The following is a 20211-nucleotide window of genomic DNA, read 5'->3' on the forward strand; positions in this document are numbered from 1 at the left end:
ATGGGCCCCTCTCTACCCTCATTCACCGAATCCAGGCGAAGTTCAGCGCACGGAATTACGCCCCTGGGCCGGCCGCGCCGGCCCGGGGGCGTGCTCGCGTTCTCGCTCAGCGGCGCTGCGTGGCCCAGCGGCGGATCGTGGCGATGCGCTCCTGGATCTGCTCCGCCGTCGCCTGGGCGATCGGCGGGCCACCGCACGCGCGCCGCAGCTCCGAGTGGATCACCCCGTGCGGCTGGCCGGTGCGGTGGTTCCACGCACCGACCAGGCCGTTGAGCTCGCGCCGCAGCTCCGCGATCTGCTCGTGCGGCGCCAGCTCCTGCTGGGGCGCCTCCACCTGCTGCTTGCGCTTGGCCGCCTGCTGGTCGGACTGCCGCTTGCGCAGCAGCTGGGCCACCTGGTCGGGCTCCAGCAGGCCGGGCAGGCCGATGAAGTCCTCCTCCTCGGCGGAGCCGATCTCCGCGCCGGTGCCGAACTCGCCCCCGTCGAACAGCACCCGGTCGAACGTGGCCGAGGTCTCCATCGTCTCGAACGGGAGCTCGTCACCCAGGACGTCCGGATTGTCCTGCTTGCGGTTGGCCTGCTCCAGCAGCGAGTCGTCGAGGCCGTCCTCCGGAGGCCGCTTGTTGAGCACGTGGTCGCGCTCGACCTCCATCTCGTTGGCCAGGCCCATGAGCGTGGGCACCGAGGGGAGGAAGACCGAGGCGGTCTCGCCGCGCTTGCGGGCGCGCACGAAGCGGCCCACGGCCTGGGCGAAGAAGAGCGGGGTCGAGGTGGAGGTGGCGTAGACCCCGACGCACAGGCGGGGGATGTCGACGCCTTCCGACACCATGCGCACGGCCACCAGCCAGCGGTCCTCGGACGCCGCGAACTGCTTGATCTTCTTGGACGCGCCGGGATCGTCGGACAGCACCACCGTGGCGCCCTCGCCGGTGATGTTGCGCAGGTGGCGGGCGTAGGCGCGGGCGGTCTCGTGGTCGGTGGCGATGACCAGGCCGCCCGCGTCGGGCACGCCCCTGCGCACCTCGGTGAGCCGGCGGTCGGCGGCCTGCATGACCTGGCGGATCCAGTCGCCCTTCGGGTCGAGCGCGGCCCGCCACGCCTGGGAGAGCTGGTCCTTGGTGAGCGGGGTGCCGAGCGTGGCGGCGATCTCGTCGCCGGCCCGCGTGCGCCACTTCATCTCGCCGGAGTAGGCCAGGAAGATGACCGGCCGCACGACGTTGTCGTCGAGCGCCGGGCCGTAGCCGTAGGAGTAGTCGGCGACGCTGCGCTTGAAGCCCTCCGCGTCCTCCTCGTAGGCCACGAACGGGATCGGGTTGTCGTCGGACCTGAACGGCGTGCCGGTGAGCTGGAGGCGGCGCGTGGCGGGCTCGAACGCCTCGCGCACGCCGTCGCCCCACGACTTGGCGTCGCCCGCGTGGTGGATCTCGTCGAAGATGACCAGGGTCTTGCGGTTCTCCGTGCGGGCCCTGTGCAGCGCGGGGTGCATGGCGACCTGCGCGTACGTCACCGCCACCCCGGTGTAGTCGCGTGAGGTGGCGCCCTGGCTGTTCTTGAACTCGGGGTCGATGGCGATGCCCACGCGCCCGGCCGCGTCGGCCCACTGGCGCTTGAGATGCTCGGTGGGCGTCACGATCGTGACGGCCCTGATCACCCCGTTGGCGAGCAGCTCGCTGGCGATGCGCAGGGCGTAGGTCGTCTTGCCCGCGCCCGGCGTCGCCACGGTGAGGAAGTCACGCGGCTCGCGCCTGAAGTAGAGGTCGAACGCCTCCTGCTGCCAGGCGCGCAACTTGGGCGCGGTGCCCCACGCGGCCCGGTCGGGAAAGGAAGGCGAAAGGTGGGACGCGGCGAAGGTGCTCACCGCATCACCTCTGGGGTTCGTGTGCTTCGCTCTCTCACAGTGACCCAAGAGTAATCGGGCCCACCGACAAGACGTGCCGTGAGCCGAGGATTCTGGCCAAGGTCTTCCTCACGTGCTATGCGGCTTATCGGAGGCTCGTCATCACCGCGTCGAGCGCCTGTCTGCGGCTGGTTTCCTCGGGTTGGAGCAGCCCGACCAGCAGGACGGGGCGGGCCTGCCGGGTGAGCAGCATCACTCTGAGGTACGCCGGGCGGTTCACCACGTCCTGGTATTCCGCTCGTAGCGCACGGGTGTGCCCGTCGGGCAGCCGCCGGTCCTCGACGACCGTCACGCGGTCGCCCCTGAGCAGGAGCCTGGAGTACAGCTCCGCCGCCTCCTCGGTGGCCTGCTCGGCGTCCTTCACCGGCCCCGGCACCGGCCTGGCCATCACGAGCCCCCCGTGGCCGTCGCGTACGACCGAGGTGAACCCCGTGACGGGCGGCACCGCGCCAGCGCTCCAGCCCTGCGGCAGCGGCGCCGCCACCCCGGCCAGCGCGTCGCTCAGCCTCCCCGTGTCCCCCGCCGGCGCGGTGAGCCGCAGCGCCACCGCCGCCGCCCCGGCCACCAGCCCCGCGCCCGCCGCCAGCGCCGCCAGCGCGAGTCCCGCGCGCCGCCACAGCCGTCCCCCGCCGGGCTGTCCCCCGCCCGCTCCGGGGTCGCGTGGAGTGCCGTGGAGGCGGGCGGACGGGGGGAGCGCGTCGTCCCACGGATCTTCCTGCCCTCCGGCGGGCCCGAGGTCGCGAGGAGCGGCCCTGCGGATCCGGGGATTCCACTCGGGCTCGTCGGGCTCCGGCCCCGGTTCCAGCCCCAGGTCCAGCGGATGCGGCCGCCGCCCCCGCGGGATCCGGCCAGATGGTGCAGGTGGTCCCCAACCGGGCTCCTGCGCATACGGCCGGCCGCGCCGCCCCCACGCCGGTGGCGGCTCGGGAGGTCGGCCCCAGCCGGGCTCCGCAGCATCCGGCGCCGGATTCCCAGGCGGGCCGGGCGCGGGGGAACGTGCCGGATCCCACGCCGGGTCCGGCGCGGGGGAACGTGCCGGATCCCACGCCGGGTCCGGCGCGGGGGAACGTGCAGGACCTCGCGTCGGGTCCGGTGCCGGGGAACGTGCCGGACCCCGCGTCGGGTCCTGCTCCGCGTCCGGGGTGCTCGCGCCCTCCCGTCGCGGCTCCTCGTCACGGCGCGCGCCCCACGCGGGCTCCGTGTCCTCTGGAGGAGTACGGCGATGCCTGGGCCCCGGCTGAGGGGGCCAGACCCGGTGATCATCCTCCATGGCACCTCCTTGCCCGCTGTCCTATCACTCCTCGCCACGACGATCAGGAGAACCGTGATCGCTGTGACGGGAGGGACGGAATTCAGCGGACGCGGCCGGCGAGCAGGGTCGCGCTCAGCGAGATGACCGCCATGAGGCCGCAGATGACCAGGAACCCGGTGGCGATCTGGGAGGAGGAGTGCCCGATCACGTTCACCAGCGCGCCGCCGATGCCGATCGACAGCGCCGAGCCGAGCTGGTCGGTGACGGAGAGCGCGGCCGAGTTCGCCCCCTGCTCGTTCACCGGCGACTGCCTCATGGCCGTGACGCTGATGGTGGTGAGGCCGAACCCCATCCCGAAGCCCGCCACGATCCACGCGGGCACGGAGATCCATCCCGTCACCCCGGGCACGACGGAGAGCAGGCAGACCAGGATCGCGGCGGTGACGCAGCCGGCGCCGAGCCGGATCCGCGTGTGCGCCTCCCCGGCCCGCCTGCTCTGCAGGAACGATCCCGCCGACCAGCCGAGCGCCCCGGTCGTCAGCGCGATGCCGGCCGACGTGGTGTCGAAGGACTTCACGTGCTGCAACGCCAGCGGGATGTAGGCGTTCACGCCGAAGAAGGCGGCAGAGAAGAACCCCCGCATGAGGACGGTCGTGGCCAGCCCACGCCGGAACCGCAGCGCGCCGGGCGGCAGCAGCCGGTACAGGCCGTAGACCAGCAGGGCCAGCCCCACCACGGTCTCCACGCCGGCCTCCCCGGCCTTGACGTGCAGCCGGTCCACGCCGTGCAGCAGCAGCCCCGCCCCGCCGGCCGTCGCGGTGGCGGCCAGCGTCATCTCGACCGGCCTGGAGCGCGGCCCGCTGCCGGGCTGGGCCTCGGCGGCCGAGCCCATCCGCAGCGCCGGTACGAGCATCACCAGCGCGGGCACGACCAGCGGCACGATCCCGTAGAAGACGTAACGCCAGCCCCACTGCTCCCCGACGAACCCGGCCACCGACGGCCCCACCATCGCGGGCACCACCCAGGCGGCCGAGACGGCGGCGAACGCCTTGGGCCGCACCTCCATGGCGTACACCCGGGCGATCATCACGTACAGCGCCACGATGGAGGCTCCGCCGCCCAGCCCCTGCACGGCCCGGGCCAGGAGGAACAGCTCGGCCGAGCCGGCCGCGCCGGCCAGCGCCATGCCGATCGCGAAGAGCACCACGCCCGCCAGGAACGGCACCCGGTAGCCGCGCCGGTCCGACCAGAGCCCGGCCACCACGTTCATGAACAGGCTCGCGATGAGGAAGGCGGAGAAGCTGAGCCCGTACAGGTCGAGGGCGTCGAGCTCCTCGGCGATGGCGGGCATGACGACACCGACGGACATGCCCTCGAAGGCGATCAGCGTGACGACCAGCAGGATGCCTAAGGTGGCGGTGCGGTACTCGGGGCCGAGGATTCCCGGGGGCTTGTGGGGAGCGTCGAGTGCCTTTGGTGCTGTCACCTGCATATCGTAGACGGGCCCGACATGTCAGGCAGCGGGCGTGTTGCGGTATGCCGCCCACATCTCGTGCATCCGGTCCGCCTGCCCGACCGTGAACTCCCACATGCACCGGTCGTGGGCGTAGTCCATGTAGTTGTGCGCGGGGTCCTGGCCCGGTTGCCCGGGGCAGGTGTCCTTGCCCTGCGGGCACGCCTCGGTCGGCCTGGCCTCGGGCGAGGTGTCGTCGATGCCGTCGCCTGGCGCCTGGCAGCCGTTCTCGAAGGTGTGGAACAGGCCGAGCCAGTGGCCGATCTCGTGCACGCCGGTGAAGCCCTTGTTGTAGTCGCTCAGCGCCCCGCCGGGCAGGCTGCGCCAGTCGATCACCACGCCGTCGAGCGCGGGGGCGCCCGCGTACCAGTAGGGGTAGCTGGCGAAGCCCAGCATGAGCTCGCTGAGCTGGGCGATGTAGAGGTTGAGCGTGCCGGCCCCGCCCTGGTGCAGGGTGCTCTTCATGGCTCTCTCGTGGCCGACGGGGTCGCTGAACCAGGCCGCCTGCTCCTTGACCGAGATCCCGTCGAGGCGGAAGCGCACGCCGGTGTCCACGCCGCCGAACCTGCCGCCGTACGCGGAGTTGAGCGTGTCGATCTGGGCCTGGACCGCCTGGTCGGAGACCCGGCGGTCGGGGCCGGGCGAGATGACGTGCACCCGCGTGGGCACGGTGATCTCGCTCGGCGGCGTGACCCCGCTCAACCGCTTGCCCAGCTCGGCCATCACCATGGCGACGTCCTGCGGCTTGGGCGAGCGCGGCCCCGGCCCTCCCGGCACCTGCCACGCCCCGTGGCCCCGCGTGCGAGCCGCGGGAACGGGCCCGTGCGCGCGGGCGGCAGGGTGCGGTGTCACCACCTCGCAACCGGCCGCCAGGGCCGCGGGCTGGAGCGGCGGGACGAACCCGGCCGCGAGCAGGCATGCCAACGAGACGGCGGTCACGCGCCGGACCATGTGCGGTCCTCCCACTACGTTACGAGCTGGTCTGGCTACAGACCGTAGCTCCACGCGGGAGGATTACCGCACAGCAACACTCACTGCTTGTCGCCGTCGCCTTCGCCGCCGCCCTGGGGCAGACCCTCGTAGATCTCCTTGCACTCCGGGCAGACCGGGTACTTCTTCGGGTCGCGGCTGGGCACCCAGACCTTGCCGCAGAGGGCGCGGATGGGCGTGCCGGTCACCATGCTCTCGGTGATCTTGTGCTTGTCCGCGTAGTGGGCGAACCGCTCGTGATCGCCGTCGCCGTGCGACGTCCGCGGAGTGGTCTCCTGCTCTGGGAGGATCTTCGTGCTCACCCCATTGAGTTTATGCCCGCCCGCGACCGCCCCCCGCAACGCCGTACGGCCCCCGCCCGGATGAGCGGAGGCCGTGCGGGAAGCGCCCTGTCAGCCCAGGTGGACCGGCGCGCCCTCGGTCTTCCTGCCGGCCCTGACGAAGAGCGTCAGCGCGGCGGTCAGCACCGCGATGCCGGTGCTCACCAGGAAGGCGAGATGCATGCCGTCCATGAACGACAGGTGGACGGCGTTGCCGATCTGCTCGGGCAGCCCGGGAGGGGCCTGGCCGAAGGCGGCGGCCTTCTCCAGGAGCGTCAGCTGCTCCGGCGGGATCTGCGCCGCGGCGGGGCCGAGGTGGCCCGGCAGCGTGCCGGAGATCTCGGCGGCCATCACGGCGCCCAGGATCGCGGTGCCGAGCGCGCCGCCGACCTGCATGGCCGACTGCTGCAGGCCGCCCGCGACACCGCTCAGCCCCACCGGCGCGTTACCCACGATGATCTCCGTGGCGCCCACGAAGACCGGCGAGAGGCCGAAGGCCAGCAGCACGAACGGGATGCCGCTCTCGATGAACGAGGCGTCGATGCCGAGCCGGGACATGAGGAACATCGCGAGCGCGGTGATCAGCAGCCCGGCGGCCATCGTGACCTTCGGCCCGAGCCTGCCGAGCGCCATGCCCGCCAGCGGCGAGGCGACGATCATGCCCGCGCTCATCGGCAGCATGTAGAGGCCGGCCTGCAACGGGGACAGCCCGTGCACGCCCTGGAAGAAGAAGCCCAGGAAGAACATCGCGCCGAACATCGCGAACGCGACCATCATCATCAGGAAGGTGCCGATGGAGATGGACGGGTTCGCGAACAGCGACAGCGGCACCAGCGGCTGCCTGGCCCTGCTCTGCCAGAAGACGAACGCGGCGAGGAGCACCACGAACGCCCCGACGAAGGTCAGCGTCGTGCTGTCGCCCCAGCCCCACTCGGGGGCCTTGATGATCGTCCAGACCAGCGAGAACATCGCGCCGGACAGCAGCACCACGCCGAGCCAGTCGATGCGCGCGAACGTCTGCGAGCGGTTCTCCTTGATCAGCAGCACGCCCATGATCAGGGCGATGACGCCGACGGGCGCGTTGATGAAGAAGACCGACTCCCAGCTCACCTTCTCGACCAGCACGCCACCCACGATCGGGCCGGCGGCGCTGGACAGGCCGATGATCGCGCCCCAGGCCCCCATCGCCTGGTTCAGCTTCTCGCCCGGGAACGCGCCGCGCAGCAGCGCCAGCGCGGCAGGCTGGAGCAGCGCGCCGAACAGGCCCTGCAGCACGCGCAGCCCGATCAGCGCGCCGATCGGGGAGACCCCGGGAATGATGTCGGCCAGCTCGGCGCTGAGCCCGATGCCCACAGACGTCAGGGCGAAGCCCGCCACACCGATGAGGAACACCCGCTTGTGCCCGAACAGGTCGCCGAGCTTGCCGGCGGTGATCAGGAAGACCGCGAGCGCGAGCAGGTAACCGCTGGTCACCCACTGCAGGTCGGAAAGTGTCGCCTTCAGGTCGGCCTGGATGACCGGGTTGGCGATGCCGACGACCGTGCCGTCGAGCATCACCATGATCACACCAAGGCTCACCGCCAGCAGCACAAGCCACGGGTTGCCCCCCGTCCCCGGCTTGCCAGGGCCAGACGAGGACGGTGCGGCCACCGCCTTCGTATCAGCCATGAATCCCCCTCAAGTACCCGTATCGCCCCACACCGGGGCATAGATCTCGTAAGCCTCCGGTAATCTACTGTCAGCCTGTGACGTGTGACAAACGACTTTTATTCGTCGTCCTATGACTTATGGCACACTGTGACAGAAAGGTTTCGAGGGAGTGACCACAGTGGGTCTTCGGGAACGCAAGAAGGAGAAGACGCGCCTGGCGATCCTCGACGCGGCGCTGGACTTGTTCCTCGAACAAGGATACGAGTCGACCACGATCGAGCAGATAGCGGGGGCCGTCGAGATCTCCCCGCGCACCTTCTTCCGCTACTTCACCGGCAAGGATCACCTGGTACTGCTGTTCCACGACCACGCCGAGGACCTCATGCTGGAGGCCCTGGCGGCCCGGCCGCCGGACGAGCCGCCCTTCACCTGCCTGATGCAGGCGAATCGCGCCGTGCTGGCCGACCTCGAGAGCGCTACACCCGAGGACGCGGAGAGATTCCTGAAGCTGCGCCGGCTGCTCGACGAACACCCGCGCCTGGTCGGCCTGTCGGCGGCCAGGGGCGCCCAGACCGAGCGGCACCTGGCCGAGGTGATCGCCGCGCGCAGGGGCGTCGACCCCGACCAGGATCAGCTCACGCACCTGATCGTGGCGTTCGCGATGTCCACCATGCGCGTCGGGTTCGAGTGCCCGCGCAACGACGGCACGATGACGGAGGTCCGGCAGCGGATGGCGGAGAGCATCGCCCTGGCCGAGCGCTCCCTGCGGCCGGGCTGGGACCTGTAGCTAGTTCATCGTGGGGTCGTCGGGGCAGGTCGCCACGAAGGCCAGCTCGCCGCGCTGGCGCCGGAGCACCTGCCGCCACAGCGAGGTCGGGTCGGCGTGGAAGGTGTCGCCGACCTCGGAGTCGACGACGTACCAGGCGCCTTCGGCGATCTCGCTCTCGAGCTGGCCCGACGTCCAGCCCGCGTACCCCGCGAAGATGCGCATCTGCGCGATCTCCCCCTGCAGGATCTCCGGCGGCGCGTCCAGGTCGACCGTGCCCAGCCGGGCCACGGCGTCGGTGCCGGCGTGCAGCCGGCGCCAGCCCAGCGGCTCCTCCCCGCTCGGCACCGCCGCCAGCGCCAGCGCGCTGTCGGTCTGCACGGGCCCGCCCTCGAAGAGCACCGAGGGGCCGGTCACGAGGGGATCCCACACAGGCAGCACCTGCGTCACCGAGATGTCACTGGGCCGGTTCAGCACGACGCCCAGGGTGCCGCCGTCGTGGTCGTGTTCGAGAATCAGCACGACGCTACGCCGGAAGTTGGGGTCGTCGAGAAGTGGCGTCGCCACCAGCAACCCGCCGACGTAGATCGCTTCCGCCATACATCCATCATGAAGTACCTGCAGGGGTGCGCGCTCCCCCAGCGTGCCGATGTTACTTTTCGTGCACGCTTGGGAACTTTAGGTAGCGAAAATCGCGCTTGGGGGATCATATGCGTACCGGTATTCGCCTCATCCTGGCCGCCCTGCCGCTGGGCGCCATCGCGCTGCTCCCCTCCGTCTCCGACGCCCAGTCGCGCGACTGGCCCTGGCCCCGGCACGACGGCGGCGACCCGTTCACGATGACCGTGGACGACGTGGGCTGCCGCTCGGGCAAGGTGGCCGTACGGCTGCACAACCAGACCCGCCAGCTCGCCCGCTTCGACCTGAAGGCCGACGGCACCAGCGTGGCGAGCGGCTCGATCCCGGCCCGCAAGACCATCGTCCGGCACGTGCCGGTGGGCAGGGGCAGCGGCGCCGAGATCGAGGCGTACTCGGTGAGCGACCACGAGCCGGAGACGCTGATCGACTCCAGCCACGTCCACAACGACTGCCCCTGGGGGCATCGACGCCACGGCCACCTGCCCTACACGGGCCCGCCCGCCGATCTGATGGGGAAGCTGGCCACGGCGGGCGGCCTCGTGGTGATGGGCGGGATCCTGTGGTGGTACGGCTCGATCTGGCCCCGATCGAGCATGTGACGCCGGTCAGGCCAGTCGCCGCACAGGCCGCGCGGGTCGCGCACGCCCGGGCGGCCCTGTCACGACTGCCCAGGCTCCGCTTCAGCCTGGCGGGGCCGCCACGACGAACGCCCCGGCCCTGGCGGCGGCCAGCGTGCGGGCCACGGACTGCTCGGCGACCACCCGCGTCACCGGCTCCCTCGTGACCACCAGCCGGTAGTAGAGCGGCGCCGAGACGGCCCTGATCACCTCACCGCCGTCGGTGCCCTCGGGCAGCTCGCCCCGCCGCACGGCCAGGTCCACGACCTTGGCCCACTCCTCGATGCGGCGCAGGTAGAAGGCGCGCAACGCCTGGGCCGCCTGCTCGTCGGAGGTGGCGGCGGCGATGACCGCCTGGAACGTCACCCCGAGCCGCCCGTCGTTGAGCGCGTCGAGCACGGCCAGCGCGTTGGCGCGCAGGTCCTCCTCGACGCTCCCCGTGTCGGCGTGGTCGGAGGACTGGTTGGCCAGCTCGTTCATGAGGTCGGCCACCAGTCCGGGGGTGCTCCCCCAGCGCCGGTAGACGGTGGTCTTGCCGACGCCTGCCCTGGCCGCGACCTGATCCATGGTCAGGCCGTGGAAGCCGCGCTCGACCAGCTCGTCCTGGGTCGCCTCCAGGACGGCCGCGCGCACCCGGGCTGTGCGGCCCCCCGGCCGCACGGTTCCCGCCGAGCGGGAAAGTTGGTCCATCAAGTCTCCTTCTCGCAACAGACACATTAGCGGCACACTTTTCCCGTTAAGGCAGGTGTTCGGCATTGCCGAACTGCGTTAGGGTTCCCGTTGTGGGAGAGACGATTCAATCGGTGGAGCGCGCCGCCGCGATCCTACGGCTGCTCGCCTCCGGTCCACGGCAACTCGGGGTGGCCGAGCTGGCCCGGGCTCTGGGCCTGCCGAAAGGGACGCTGCACGGCATCCTGCGCACCCTGGTCCACGTGGGCTTCGTCGAGCAGGACGCGGCCACGGGCAAGTACCGGCTCGGCGCCACGCTGCTCCATCTGGGCAGCAGCTACCTCGACGTCAACGAGCTGCGCACCCGCGCCATCAACTGGGCCGACGCGCTGGCGGGCCGCAGCAGGGAGAGCGCCTGGATCGGCACCCTGCACGAGGGGCACGTCCTGGTCATCCACCACGTCTTCCGGCCCGACGACAGCATGCAGACGCTGCAGGTGGGCACGTACCTGCCGACGCACGCCAGCGCCCTGGGCAAGGTCCTGCTGGCCCACGACCCGTACGGCGAGGGCACGCCGCCGCTGGAGGCCTGCACCGGGCGCACGATCGTCGACCCGGCGGCCCTGGAGGCGGAGCTCGACCAGGTCAGGGCGCGGGGCTGGGCGGCCGAGATGGAGGAGCTGACGGAGGGCGAGGTGGCCATCGCCGCCCCGATCAAGGACCCGCGCGGCCTCGTGGTGGGCGCCATCGGCATCCGCGGCGCGGTCGAGCGGCTGGCCACGGACGGCCGGCTCGACATGGAGTTCGTCTCCTACGTACGCGACGCCGCCCGGGCCATCACCCGCGACCTCGCCCGATGACACTTGAACAAGCTTCGACGGACCACATACCATTCGTTCGGCATTGTCGAACCATGAGCCTTGCGAGGAACCCAGTGCCTCGACCGCACTACGTCGCAGCCATCGACCAGGGCACCACGTCCAGCCGGTGCATCGTGTTCGACGAGGCCGGCAACATCATCTCCGTCGCCCAGCGCGAGCACCGCCAGATCTTCCCCAAGCCGGGCTGGGTCGAGCACGACGCGGACGAGATCTGGCAGAACGTGCGGACCGTCCTGACCGAGGCGGTCGGCGGGGCCGGCATCGAGGACGCCCAGATCGCCGCCCTCGGCATCACCAACCAGCGCGAGACCACCGTCCTGTGGGACCGCGCCACCGGCCGCCCCGTCTGCCCCACGGTCGTCTGGCAGGACACCCGCACCGACGCGCTCACGCGCGCGCTGGCCGAGCACGAGGGCCTGTTCAAGGACCGGTCCGGGCTGCCGCTGGCCACCTACTTCGCCGGCCCGAAGATCCGCTGGCTGCTCGACGCGTACGGGCTGCGGGAGCGGGCCGAGCGCGGCGAGGTGCTGTTCGGCACGATGGACAGCTGGCTGCTGTGGAACCTCACGGGCCGCCACATCACCGACGTGACCAACGCCAGCCGCACGATGCTGATGAACATCCACACCCTGGCCTGGGACGACGAACTGCTCGCCGCGATGGGCGTGCCGCGCGCGATGCTGCCCGAGATCCGCCCGTCCGCCGAGGTCTACGGCCACACCGAGGCCGGCGTCCCGGTGGCCTCGGCGCTCGGCGACCAGCAGGCGGCGCTGTTCGGGCAGACCTGCTTCGCGCCGGGCGAGACCAAGAGCACCTACGGCTCGGGCAGCTTCCTGCTGATGAACACCGGCCGGCACCCGGTCGTCTCCAAGCACGGCCTGCTGACCACCGTCGGCTACCGGATCGGCGACGGGCCCGCCACGTACGCGCTGGAGGGCGCCATCGCGGTCACCGGCTCCCTCGTGCAGTGGCTGCGCGACAACCTGGGCCTGATCTCCAGCGCGGCCGAGATCGAGACGCTGGCCAAGACGGTCGACGACAACGGCGGCTGCTACTTCGTCCCGGCCTTCTCCGGGCTGTTCGCGCCGCACTGGCGCTCGGACGCGCGCGGGGTGATCGCGGGGCTGACCGGCTTCGTGAACAAGGGGCACATCGCGCGGGCCGTGCTGGAGGCCACGGCGTGGCAGACGCGCGAGGTCGTGGACGCCATGAACGCCGACTCGGGGCTCGACCTGACGACCCTGCGGGCCGACGGCGGCATGACCGCCGACAACCTGCTCATGCAGACGCTCGCCGACGTGCTGGCCGTGCCGGTGATCCGGCCCATGGTGGCCGAGACGACCGCGCTCGGCGCCGCGTACGCCGCCGGCCTGGCCACCGGCTACTGGCCGGACCTCGACACCCTGAGCGCCAACTGGCACAAGGCCGCCGAGTGGCGGCCCACGATCGACGAGGCGGCTCGCGAACGCGAGTACCGCAACTGGAAGAAGGCCGTGGCCCGCACCCTGGGCTGGGTCGAGCAGGAGGGATGACAGCGATGACGACCGCGATCGGCACCGACCGGGCGGAGGTCCGGCAGGAGCTGTCCACCACCGCCTACGACCTGCTCGTGATCGGAGGCGGCATCCTCGGCACGTCGGTGACCTGGATGGCCGCCCAGGCGGGGCTGCGGGTGGCGATGGTGGACGCCGGCGACTTCGCCGGGGCCACCTCCAGCGCCTCCTCCAAGCTCGTCCACGGCGGCCTGCGCTACCTGCAGACCGGCAACGTCAAGCTGGTGGCGGAGAACCACCGCGAGCGGCGCGCCCTGGCCGCCGACATCGCGCCGCACCTGGTCAAGCCGCTGACGTTCCTGGTCCCGATCTACAAGGGCGGACCGCACGGGGCCGCCAAGCTGGGCGCGGGCGTGTTCCTGTACTCGGCGCTGTCGGTGTTCGGCGACGGCATGGGCAAGGTGATCACGCCGCACCAGGCGCTGGCCAAGGTGCCCGCGCTGCGTACGGAGGGTCTGCGGGCCGCCGCCGTCTACGGCGACCACCAGATGAACGACAGCCGCGTCGCGGTCATGACCGTGCGGGCGGCCGTGGACGCGGGCGCGACCGTGCTCAACCACGCCGAGGTCGTCGGGCTGCGCAAGACGTCCGGCAGCGTGACGGGCGCCGAGCTGCGCGACCGGCTCGACGGCGCGGAGTTCGGCGTGTCCGCCCGGCTCGTCCTGAACGCCACCGGCCCGTGGGTGGACCACCTGCGGCGGATGGAGGACCCGGACGCCGCGCCGAGCATCCGGCTGTCCAAGGGCGCCCACCTGGTGCTGCGCCGGCACGAGCCGTGGAAGGCGGCGCTGACCACGCCGATCGACAAGTACCGGGTGTCGTTCGCGATCCCGTGGGAGGACCACCTGCTGCTGGGCACCACGGACGAGCCGTACGAGGGCGATCCCGGCGCCGTGAGCCCGACCGACGCGGACCTCGCGCAGATCCTCGACGAGGCGGGCCACTCCGTGCGCGACGAGCAGCTCAGGCGCGAGGACATCACCTACGCCTTCGCCGGCCTGCGCGTGCTGCCCGGCGGCCCCGGGCAGGTGACGGCGGCCAAGCGCGAGACGGTGCTGAGCCGCGGCTCGGGCGGCATGTTGTCGGTGGCCGGCGGGAAGTGGACGACCTACCGGCACATCGGCAAGCACGTGCTCGACATCCTCGCCCACCTGCCGGGGCGGCCCCTGGGCGACGACCTGGCCGACATCCTGCCGGCCGTGCCGCTGCCCGGCCTGGCCAGCCCCGACGCGGTCGCCATGCGGCTGTGGACCGACCGCGACCCGGGCACGCGCATGGACCCGCTGGTGGCCAGGCACCTGGCCACGCACTACGGGTCGATCGCGTTCGAGCTGGCCCGGCTCATCAGGGAGGACCCGGCGCTCGGCGAGCGCATCCACCCCGGCGGGCCGGACATCTGGGCCCAGGCGGTCTACGCCCGCGACCACGAGTGGGCGGCCACGGTGGACGACGTCGTACGCCGGCGCACCACGCTCACCGTACGCGGCCTCGACACGCAGGACGTGCGCACCAGGATCGCTGCGCTGCTGACCTGACTCGCGCGGGGAGGTGGCCAGGCGCTCAGCCTGGGCAGGGGGTGGGCATGCGCACTCCCATCAACGAAGCCCTGCTCAGGCACTTCACGGACCTGCGCGACGGCGACCACGGCAACGCCGTCACGCGGGAGGACAAGGAACGCGTGTTCGCCAGGGCCGTCGAGCTCCTCGACCCCGTGGCGCGCCGGGCGCTCGACGAGGCCAACGCCGACCTGCTGCTCGGCACCGGGGAGGTGGTGGCCAGCGGGGTCACCCGGTCGCGCGAGGGCGGCCTGAACGCGATGTGGTCGCTCACGTGGCCGCAGCAGCGCGAGAGCGGTGTCCAGCCGATCGCGGTGGTGGCCCACTTCGGCTGCGACTTCCACCACCCGCACCTGCGCGGCAACACGGTCGGCGACTGGCCGCTGAACGTCTTCGACGAGTCGGACGCGGCCGGGCAGCTCGACACGCTGCGGGTGATCGCGGCCGGCGACGCGCACAACCTGGTCTTCCAGGAGAGCTACCGCCTGATGCCCGCGATCACCGCGTCGAACGTCACGTCGTAGGCGCCGCATGACAGGTGGGCGGCCCCGCGCCGTTCACCCGCGATACCCCTCGGCCCGCTGCGGGGCGTGCAGCCCGGGCGGCAGGTCGCCGGCGAGGTCCAGGCCGGCCATCCGGGGCATGATCCTCCTCTGCGCGGAGGCGGCGGAGCCGGACGTCATCCTCCGTCTCCCGGGCGCGGGATACCTGGCGTAGGGCACGGCCGAGGAGTTCGCGAGGTCGCGCAGGGACTTTCTGTCCTCGATGGAGACCCACGAGTAGCCGCTGCGCACGAGGCCGTCGTCGCGCCACTGGCGGAGGATCCGCCCGATGGAGGTCTCGCTGGCCCCGACCCACGCCGCCAGATCCGCTTGTGACAGCGGCGGCGCGAGAACGTTGCGGTTGGCCACGGGCCGCTCGCCGAACCGGTGAAGCAGGCTGAGCAGCAGACGTGAAAGGCGTACGTCTATCTTGAGCCGCCGCACGGCCTGCAACTGCCTGGCGAAGTGCAGTTGCTCGGCCTGTATCGTCCTGATGAGATTCTGGATATGGGGCAGATCCCCGAGAACGATCGGGATCATCTCCTGGGCGACGTCGAGAATTCTGCCCCGCGCGAGCACGGCTCCATGAATGTCGGCCATTTCACCGAGCCATTGAGGGCCCGCGGGATCGGTCGGATGCAGGGCGCTGACGAGGTCGCCCGGCGCGGCCAGGTCGATGATGCTGCGGCTGGCGCGTGCGCTACCCGCCTGAAGCCGGATCCAGGCGCCTGCCGTGACGACGGTGATGCCGGGTTCGTCACGCACCGGCAGGGCCTCGCCGGCTTCGACGGAGCGCTCGGTTCCTACGCGCGTGAGCGCGTCCCGCTCGAGTTTCGGCAGGTGCCGCCAGAAGTTGACCTGGCCCGCACGCTGGGGAGGAAGGCGATCCATGGACATGGCCTAGGAGCCGTAGAGGGCGTACAGGACCGCCGGGATGGCGCCGAGTGCGACGGCGAGCGCGAGCAGCGCGCGCACCACGGCACCTGGAGCCGCTTTCGCCAGACGTACGGCGGCGTGGCCGATGACGCCCATGAGGGCTGAGGCCACGAGAGCACCGATGACAATGGTGAATTGATCTCGCATTTGTTCTCCATTTCGCCTCTTTGCCGAGCATGTTTCATTTTTTCCGGACTTGGTAGCGGGCCCGCACAGGACGACCTTAAGGCCAGGGCGAGATTCACGCCAGAAATCAGTCGTTTGCGACAGGACGGTCCCGAAATATCAACCCCGACCAGCCGGAAGGCGCGGCAAATCCGCCATGGCGCAGAATCACCGGAGGAGAAAATTCATCCACCCGGAGAAAACAAACTTCCGCCCAGAGGGTGTTTCTTACCACTCGGGAACGAGTCTTCCCTCCCCGATCCGACCCTCATCCCGGGTCGCGCCGCCGATGGGGTTCGATGGGAGTGCTGATGCTCCAGCCTCTTTGCCGAGCATGTTGAGCCGTCAGCTCGCGGGAGGTGAGAGCGCCGGGGGTGGTAGCCCGGGCTCTCACCTCCCCGTCCGGCGGCGGAACAGCCCAAAACCACAGCAGGCCCCCGCCGGAGGTGTTCCGGCGGGGGCCTGCTGCTCTGCTGCCCTGGGGGCTTTACGCCTCGGTGAACCCTCGCGCCCGGCCACCGGCGGACTCGCGGACCGCCGCCGCCACGGCGGTGGCCACGTCCGGGTGGAAGACGCTCGGGATGATGTAGTTCGGGCCCAGCTCCTCGGGCGTGACCACGGCGGCCAGGGCGTTCGCGGCGGCCAGCAGCATCTCCTGCGTCACCCCGCTCGCCTGCGCGTCGAGCAGCCCCCGGAACACGCCGGGGAAGGCCAGCACGTTGTTGATCTGGTTCGGGTAGTCGGAGCGGCCCGTGGCGACCACGGCGGCGTGCTCGCGGGCGTCGTCGGGCGACACCTCGGGCTCCGGGTTGGCCAGCGCGAACACCACCGCGTCCGTGGCCATCGTGGCGATGTCGTCGCCGGTCAGGATGCCCGGGGCGGAGACCCCCACGAACACGTCGGCGCCCTTGACCGCCCCGCGCAGGTCGCCGGAGTAACCCTCGGCGTTGGTGTGGTCGGCGATCCAGCGCAGCGACTCGTCGAGGTCGTCGCGGCCCTTGTGCACGGCGCCGAGGTAGTCGCAGACGACGACGTTGCGGGCGCCGGCGGCCAGCAGCAGCCGCAGCACGGCGTTGCCCGCCGCGCCCGCGCCCGCCATGGTGATCTTGACGTTCTCGATGTTCTTGTTCACCACGCGCAGCGCGTTGGTGAGCGCGGCCAGCACGCAGATCGCCGTGCCGTGCTGGTCGTCGTGGAAGACCGGGATGTCGAGCAGCTCGCGCAGCCGCCGCTCCACCTCGAAGCAACGCGGTGCGCCGATGTCCTCCAGGTTGATCCCGCCGAAGCCGGGCGCGATCACCTGCACGGTACGGACGATCTCGTCGACGTCCTGCGTGTCGAGGCAGATCGGCCACGCGTCGATGCCGGCGAAACGCTTGAACAGCGCCGCCTTGCCCTCCATGACCGGCAGCGCCGCCTCCGGCCCGATGTTGCCCAGCCCCAGGACGGCCGAGCCGTCGGTGACCACGGCCACGGTGTTGCGCTTGATGGTCAGGCGCCGCGCGTCCTCCTTGTTGCGGGCGATCGCCATCGACACGCGCGCCACGCCCGGCGTGTACGCCATGGACAGCTCGTCGCGGTTGCGCAGCGGCACCTTGGACTTCATCTCGATCTTGCCGCCGAGATGCATGAGGAACGTGCGGTCGGACACCTTGTGGATGACGACGCCCTCGACCGCCTCGAGCTGGTCGACGATGGCCTGGGCGTGGTCGGTGTCCCTGGCCGCGCAGGTGACGTCGATGCGGAGCTTCTCGTGCCCCGCGTTGGTGACGTCTAGGGCGGTCACGACGCCCCCTGCCGACTCTACGGCGTGGGTGAGCTGGCTGACGGCCTTGCCGCCGGCCGGCACCTCGAGACGCACGGTGATGGAGTACGACACACTCGGGACGGTCGCCACGTCAATCGCTCCTTCGGGACTGACCAAGAATGCATCCATGTTAGGGGCTGTTGACCGTGGCCTGACTCGGCGCTCGGTCAATCGAGCGCCTCGGCCGCCAGAACGATCAGCTCGACGCACGCCGGCACCGGGATCGTCGTGCTGTCGACAACAAGGTGATATCGACAGGGATCAGCGGGATCGGCACGGTAGAAGTGCCGCACGTACGCGCTGCGGGCCCGGTCGTTGTCCTCGATGATCCGGCGGGCCTCACGCTCGCTGAGCTCGCCGAGGGTGGCCGTCTGCCGGACGCGGCGCTGGAGCGGGGCGTCGAGCCTGACGTGCAGCGCGCCCGGATGATCGGCCAGCACCACCGCGCCGGCCCTGCCCAGGAACACGCCGCCCTGGTCGCGGGCCATCTCTGTCAGCATGCGCTCCGTGCGCCGGACGAACTCCTCGGGAGCGAGCGGCATCGCCCCCGGGACGTACATGTCCACGCCGCCGAACGTGACCGTCGGCAGCCGCACGGCGCCCGAGAACAGCCGGGCCAGGCCGTGCTCGGCCCGGTCGTCGTAGGCCAGCGCCTCCTCCAGCGTGCAGCCCAGCTCCTCGGCCACGGCGCTGGGGATCGCGCGGTCGACGAAGGGCACACCGAGCCGCTCGGCGACGGCCGGGCCAATCTGGCTGCCGGCCGTGCCGTATGTCGCCGATATGGTGACGACCCGCATATCTCCAGGTTAGAACAGAGCGCTGGCCAAAGCTCTGCGCGCTTTCGCCAAAGATGGGTCTTCTGCGGGCAACGCTTCGAACAGGCCGAGCAGGTGCTTCCTGGCCTTGTCGCGATCGTCGCCCGAGGTGCGCTTGACCACGGCGATGACGCGGGCGAACGCCTCGTCCACCGCGCCGGACAACATCTCCAGGTCGGCGGCGAGCAGCTGCGCGTCGATGTCGGACGGGTCCTGGGCGCGCCGCTGCACGTCGGCCGGGTCGGCCTCGGCCGTGCGCTTGATCAGGTTGACCCCCGCGAGCCCCATCTTGGCGTCCTCGTCGCCCGGTGCGCGGGCCAGCAGCCGCTGGTAGGCCGCGATCGCCGCGTCGAAGTCGCCCCGGTCGATGGCCTGCTCGGCCGCCACCATGTCGGGGTCGGCCGGCGGCCCCGCGGGCTCCTCCTGCCCGTCCTGCTCGGCGCCGGGCGGCCGGGCGCCCGGGTTGGCCTGGTAGAACTGCTCGACCGCGCCCATCAGCTCGTCGAGCCAGCGGCGCACCTCCTGCTCGGGCAGCACCTGCTGGAAGCCGGTGACGGCCTGCCCCTGGAAGATCGCCAGCACCGTCGGCACCGCCTGCACGCGCAGCGCCTGCGCGATCTGCGGGCTGGCGTCGACGTTGACCTTGGCCAGGACGACCCTGCCGCCGAGGTCACCGACGACCTTCTCCAGCACCGGGCTGAGCTGGGCGCTGCCGGGCGCCCTGGGCGACCAGAGGTCGAGAACCACCGGCACGGTCATGGACCGGTCGATGACGTCGGTCGTGAACGTCTCCTCGGTCACGTCGACGACGGAGGCCGACGAGGCCGCCTGGGGACCTGCCGCCTCCCGCCGGGCCTGCGCCTCCAGAGCCTGCTTGCGCGCGCCCAGGTCCACCGCTCCGTAGAGGGACCCGGGTCTAGAGAAGTCCGCCATGCCCTTCATCTTGCCGCATGGACGAGGCCGGGAAGTCACCCGCCGCCACCCTGAGGGTGCGCAACTGGTCGAACATCTGGTGGAGTTCGTCCTCGGCGTACATCGTGAGGCCGAAGTCGGCGGCCATCAGGTCGGCGGTGGCCCGCCGTACGACGTCGCGGCCCGCCTCGGTGATCTCGGCCAGCACGCCGCGGCCGTCGCGCGGATTGGGCAGCCGGCGGACGAACCCGGACTTCTCCAGCCTGTCCACCGTGTTCGTGACGCTGGTGGGGTGAACCATGAGACGTTCCCCGATCTTGGACAGGGGCAGCGCGCCGGTCTTGCTGAAGGTCAACAGGACCAATCCCTCGTACCTCGCGAAGGTCAAGTCGTATGGCTTCAGGAGCGAGTCAAGTTGCGACAGCAGGATCTGATGCGCTCTCATGATCGAGGTAACGGCCGCCATGGCGGCGGAGGGCCCGAAGTGAGCACGCCAGCTCTCCGCGGCGCGGTCGATCGGGTCGAACGGCAGGTTGAGCGGCTTCGGCTGCGACACAGCGCTACGGTAGCGCGCCTCTCGTCCCGGTTCGTCTGGTCACTCTCTGCGACAGGCTTCTTCGCTTGACCAAGAATCCGGACATCAATCATCACGCTCAGTTATGGTTCTCCTACGTATGGTGACGCGGATGCCAAGTCCAGCGGCCGTGGGGACGGCCGGGACCGCGCGTGTT

20 protein-coding genes are annotated in these 20211 nt (G+C 71.1%); 6 read left to right on the forward strand and 14 right to left on the reverse strand.

Annotation, left to right across the window (positions count from 1 at the left end):
• Positions 1-106 precede the first annotated feature (106 nt).
• The 6 genes from ACBJ32_RS19505 to ACBJ32_RS19530 form a co-directional block, all read right to left on the reverse strand.
• Positions 107-1858: a DEAD/DEAH box helicase gene (locus ACBJ32_RS19505; RefSeq protein WP_375127922.1), complete on the reverse strand. Its 1752-nt coding sequence runs from the start codon at positions 1856-1858 to the stop codon at positions 107-109.
• Positions 1859-1982: 124 nt separating this feature from the next.
• Positions 1983-2462, reverse strand: coding sequence for a hypothetical protein (locus ACBJ32_RS19510; protein ID WP_375127923.1), 480 nt, complete (start codon positions 2460-2462; stop codon positions 1983-1985).
• Positions 2463-3249: 787 nt separating this feature from the next.
• Complete coding sequence (locus tag ACBJ32_RS19515; protein ID WP_375127924.1) at positions 3250-4641, reverse strand: MFS transporter; 1392 nt, start codon at positions 4639-4641, stop codon at positions 3250-3252.
• Between the two features lie 21 nt (positions 4642-4662).
• A complete protein-coding gene (locus ACBJ32_RS19520) occupies positions 4663-5613 on the reverse strand; it encodes a zinc metalloprotease (RefSeq protein ID WP_375127925.1) in 951 nt (316 codons plus the stop codon).
• Between the two features lie 80 nt (positions 5614-5693).
• The gene (locus tag ACBJ32_RS19525) at positions 5694-5954 is read right to left on the reverse strand and encodes a DUF3039 domain-containing protein (RefSeq protein ID WP_357875681.1); all 261 of its coding nucleotides are present in this window, start codon (positions 5952-5954) and stop codon (positions 5694-5696) included.
• 90 nt (positions 5955-6044) lie between these two features.
• The gene (locus tag ACBJ32_RS19530; RefSeq protein WP_375127926.1) at positions 6045-7640 is read right to left on the reverse strand and encodes an MFS transporter; all 1596 of its coding nucleotides are present in this window, start codon (positions 7638-7640) and stop codon (positions 6045-6047) included.
• Positions 7641-7800: 160 nt separating this feature from the next.
• Between ACBJ32_RS19530 and ACBJ32_RS19535 the strand changes: the two genes are divergently transcribed.
• Positions 7801-8409, forward strand: a complete 609-nt coding sequence (locus tag ACBJ32_RS19535) for a TetR family transcriptional regulator (RefSeq protein ID WP_357875684.1) — start codon at positions 7801-7803, stop codon at positions 8407-8409.
• On the opposite strand, the gene ACBJ32_RS19540 is transcribed toward ACBJ32_RS19535, so the two are convergent.
• The gene (locus ACBJ32_RS19540) at positions 8410-8988 is read right to left on the reverse strand and encodes a YqgE/AlgH family protein (RefSeq protein WP_080042458.1); all 579 of its coding nucleotides are present in this window, start codon (positions 8986-8988) and stop codon (positions 8410-8412) included. It abuts the gene before it with no gap.
• A 110-nt stretch (positions 8989-9098) separates the two neighbouring features.
• Here ACBJ32_RS19540 and ACBJ32_RS19545 point away from each other — a divergent pair, with 110 nt between their 5' ends.
• Entirely contained in the window at positions 9099-9626 is a 528-nt protein-coding gene (locus ACBJ32_RS19545; protein WP_357875688.1) for a hypothetical protein, read from the forward strand.
• A gap of 81 nt (positions 9627-9707) precedes the next feature.
• On the opposite strand, the gene ACBJ32_RS19550 is transcribed toward ACBJ32_RS19545, so the two are convergent.
• Complete coding sequence (locus ACBJ32_RS19550; RefSeq protein ID WP_357875690.1) at positions 9708-10334, reverse strand: TetR/AcrR family transcriptional regulator; 627 nt, start codon at positions 10332-10334, stop codon at positions 9708-9710.
• Positions 10335-10426: 92 nt separating this feature from the next.
• On the opposite strand from ACBJ32_RS19550, the gene ACBJ32_RS19555 reads away from it, so the two are divergent.
• From ACBJ32_RS19555 to ACBJ32_RS19570, 4 genes are all read left to right on the forward strand, one after another.
• Positions 10427-11173: an IclR family transcriptional regulator gene (locus ACBJ32_RS19555; protein WP_375127927.1), complete on the forward strand. Its 747-nt coding sequence runs from the start codon at positions 10427-10429 to the stop codon at positions 11171-11173.
• Positions 11174-11247: 74 nt separating this feature from the next.
• A complete protein-coding gene (glpK, locus tag ACBJ32_RS19560; protein ID WP_375127928.1) occupies positions 11248-12726 on the forward strand; it encodes a glycerol kinase GlpK in 1479 nt (492 codons plus the stop codon).
• Positions 12727-12731: 5 nt separating this feature from the next.
• Positions 12732-14282 carry a glycerol-3-phosphate dehydrogenase/oxidase gene (locus ACBJ32_RS19565; protein WP_375127929.1) on the forward strand — a complete coding sequence of 517 codons (1551 nt, stop codon included), beginning with the start codon at positions 12732-12734 and terminating at the stop codon, positions 14280-14282.
• Positions 14283-14329: 47 nt separating this feature from the next.
• Positions 14330-14827: a hypothetical protein gene (locus tag ACBJ32_RS19570; RefSeq protein ID WP_357875698.1), complete on the forward strand. Its 498-nt coding sequence runs from the start codon at positions 14330-14332 to the stop codon at positions 14825-14827.
• Between the two features lie 33 nt (positions 14828-14860).
• On the opposite strand, the gene ACBJ32_RS19575 is transcribed toward ACBJ32_RS19570, so the two are convergent.
• The 6 genes from ACBJ32_RS19575 to ACBJ32_RS19600 form a co-directional block, all read right to left on the reverse strand.
• Positions 14861-15736 (reverse strand): Crp/Fnr family transcriptional regulator, encoded by an 876-nt coding sequence (locus ACBJ32_RS19575; protein WP_375127930.1) that lies wholly within the window; start codon positions 15734-15736, stop codon positions 14861-14863.
• Between the two features lie 9 nt (positions 15737-15745).
• Positions 15746-15928, reverse strand: coding sequence for a hypothetical protein (locus tag ACBJ32_RS19580; protein WP_375127931.1), 183 nt, complete (start codon positions 15926-15928; stop codon positions 15746-15748).
• Between the two features lie 505 nt (positions 15929-16433).
• Positions 16434-17843: an NAD-dependent malic enzyme gene (locus ACBJ32_RS19585; protein ID WP_357875704.1), complete on the reverse strand. Its 1410-nt coding sequence runs from the start codon at positions 17841-17843 to the stop codon at positions 16434-16436.
• A gap of 77 nt (positions 17844-17920) precedes the next feature.
• A complete protein-coding gene (locus ACBJ32_RS19590) occupies positions 17921-18550 on the reverse strand; it encodes an AAA family ATPase (RefSeq protein WP_375127932.1) in 630 nt (209 codons plus the stop codon).
• A gap of 9 nt (positions 18551-18559) precedes the next feature.
• Positions 18560-19501, reverse strand: a complete 942-nt coding sequence (locus ACBJ32_RS19595; RefSeq protein WP_357875708.1) for a tetratricopeptide repeat protein — start codon at positions 19499-19501, stop codon at positions 18560-18562.
• Positions 19485-20036, reverse strand: coding sequence for a MarR family winged helix-turn-helix transcriptional regulator (locus ACBJ32_RS19600; RefSeq protein WP_375127933.1), 552 nt, complete (start codon positions 20034-20036; stop codon positions 19485-19487). Before ACBJ32_RS19600 ends, ACBJ32_RS19595 begins: the two co-directional genes overlap by 17 nt.
• Positions 20037-20211: the final 175 nt, after the last annotated feature.

Origin of the sequence: Nonomuraea sp. GTA35, from assembly GCF_041950525.1 — a bacterium.
GTDB lineage: Bacteria > Actinomycetota > Actinomycetes > Streptosporangiales > Streptosporangiaceae > Nonomuraea.

What these genes read in the sequence shown, in the direction of transcription:
- ACBJ32_RS19565 (WP_375127929.1), top strand. Translation starts at nt 12,732, where the DNA reads ATGACGACCGCGATCGGCACCGACCGGGCGGAGGTCCGGCAGGAGCTG.
- ACBJ32_RS19550 (WP_357875690.1), bottom strand. Translation starts at nt 10,334, where the DNA reads ATGGACCAACTTTCCCGCTCGGCGGGAACCGTGCGGCCGGGGGGCCGC.
- ACBJ32_RS19570 (WP_357875698.1), top strand. Translation starts at nt 14,330, where the DNA reads ATGCGCACTCCCATCAACGAAGCCCTGCTCAGGCACTTCACGGACCTG.
- ACBJ32_RS19595 (WP_357875708.1), bottom strand. Translation starts at nt 19,501, where the DNA reads ATGGCGGACTTCTCTAGACCCGGGTCCCTCTACGGAGCGGTGGACCTG.
- ACBJ32_RS19590 (WP_375127932.1), bottom strand. Translation starts at nt 18,550, where the DNA reads ATGCGGGTCGTCACCATATCGGCGACATACGGCACGGCCGGCAGCCAG.
- ACBJ32_RS19520 (WP_375127925.1), bottom strand. Translation starts at nt 5,613, where the DNA reads ATGGTCCGGCGCGTGACCGCCGTCTCGTTGGCATGCCTGCTCGCGGCC.
- ACBJ32_RS19530 (WP_375127926.1), bottom strand. Translation starts at nt 7,640, where the DNA reads ATGGCTGATACGAAGGCGGTGGCCGCACCGTCCTCGTCTGGCCCTGGC.
- ACBJ32_RS19515 (WP_375127924.1), bottom strand. Translation starts at nt 4,641, where the DNA reads ATGCAGGTGACAGCACCAAAGGCACTCGACGCTCCCCACAAGCCCCCG.
- ACBJ32_RS19575 (WP_375127930.1), bottom strand. Translation starts at nt 15,736, where the DNA reads ATGGATCGCCTTCCTCCCCAGCGTGCGGGCCAGGTCAACTTCTGGCGG.
- ACBJ32_RS19545 (WP_357875688.1), top strand. Translation starts at nt 9,099, where the DNA reads ATGCGTACCGGTATTCGCCTCATCCTGGCCGCCCTGCCGCTGGGCGCC.
- ACBJ32_RS19580 (WP_375127931.1), bottom strand. Translation starts at nt 15,928, where the DNA reads ATGCGAGATCAATTCACCATTGTCATCGGTGCTCTCGTGGCCTCAGCC.
- ACBJ32_RS19540 (WP_080042458.1), bottom strand. Translation starts at nt 8,988, where the DNA reads ATGGCGGAAGCGATCTACGTCGGCGGGTTGCTGGTGGCGACGCCACTT.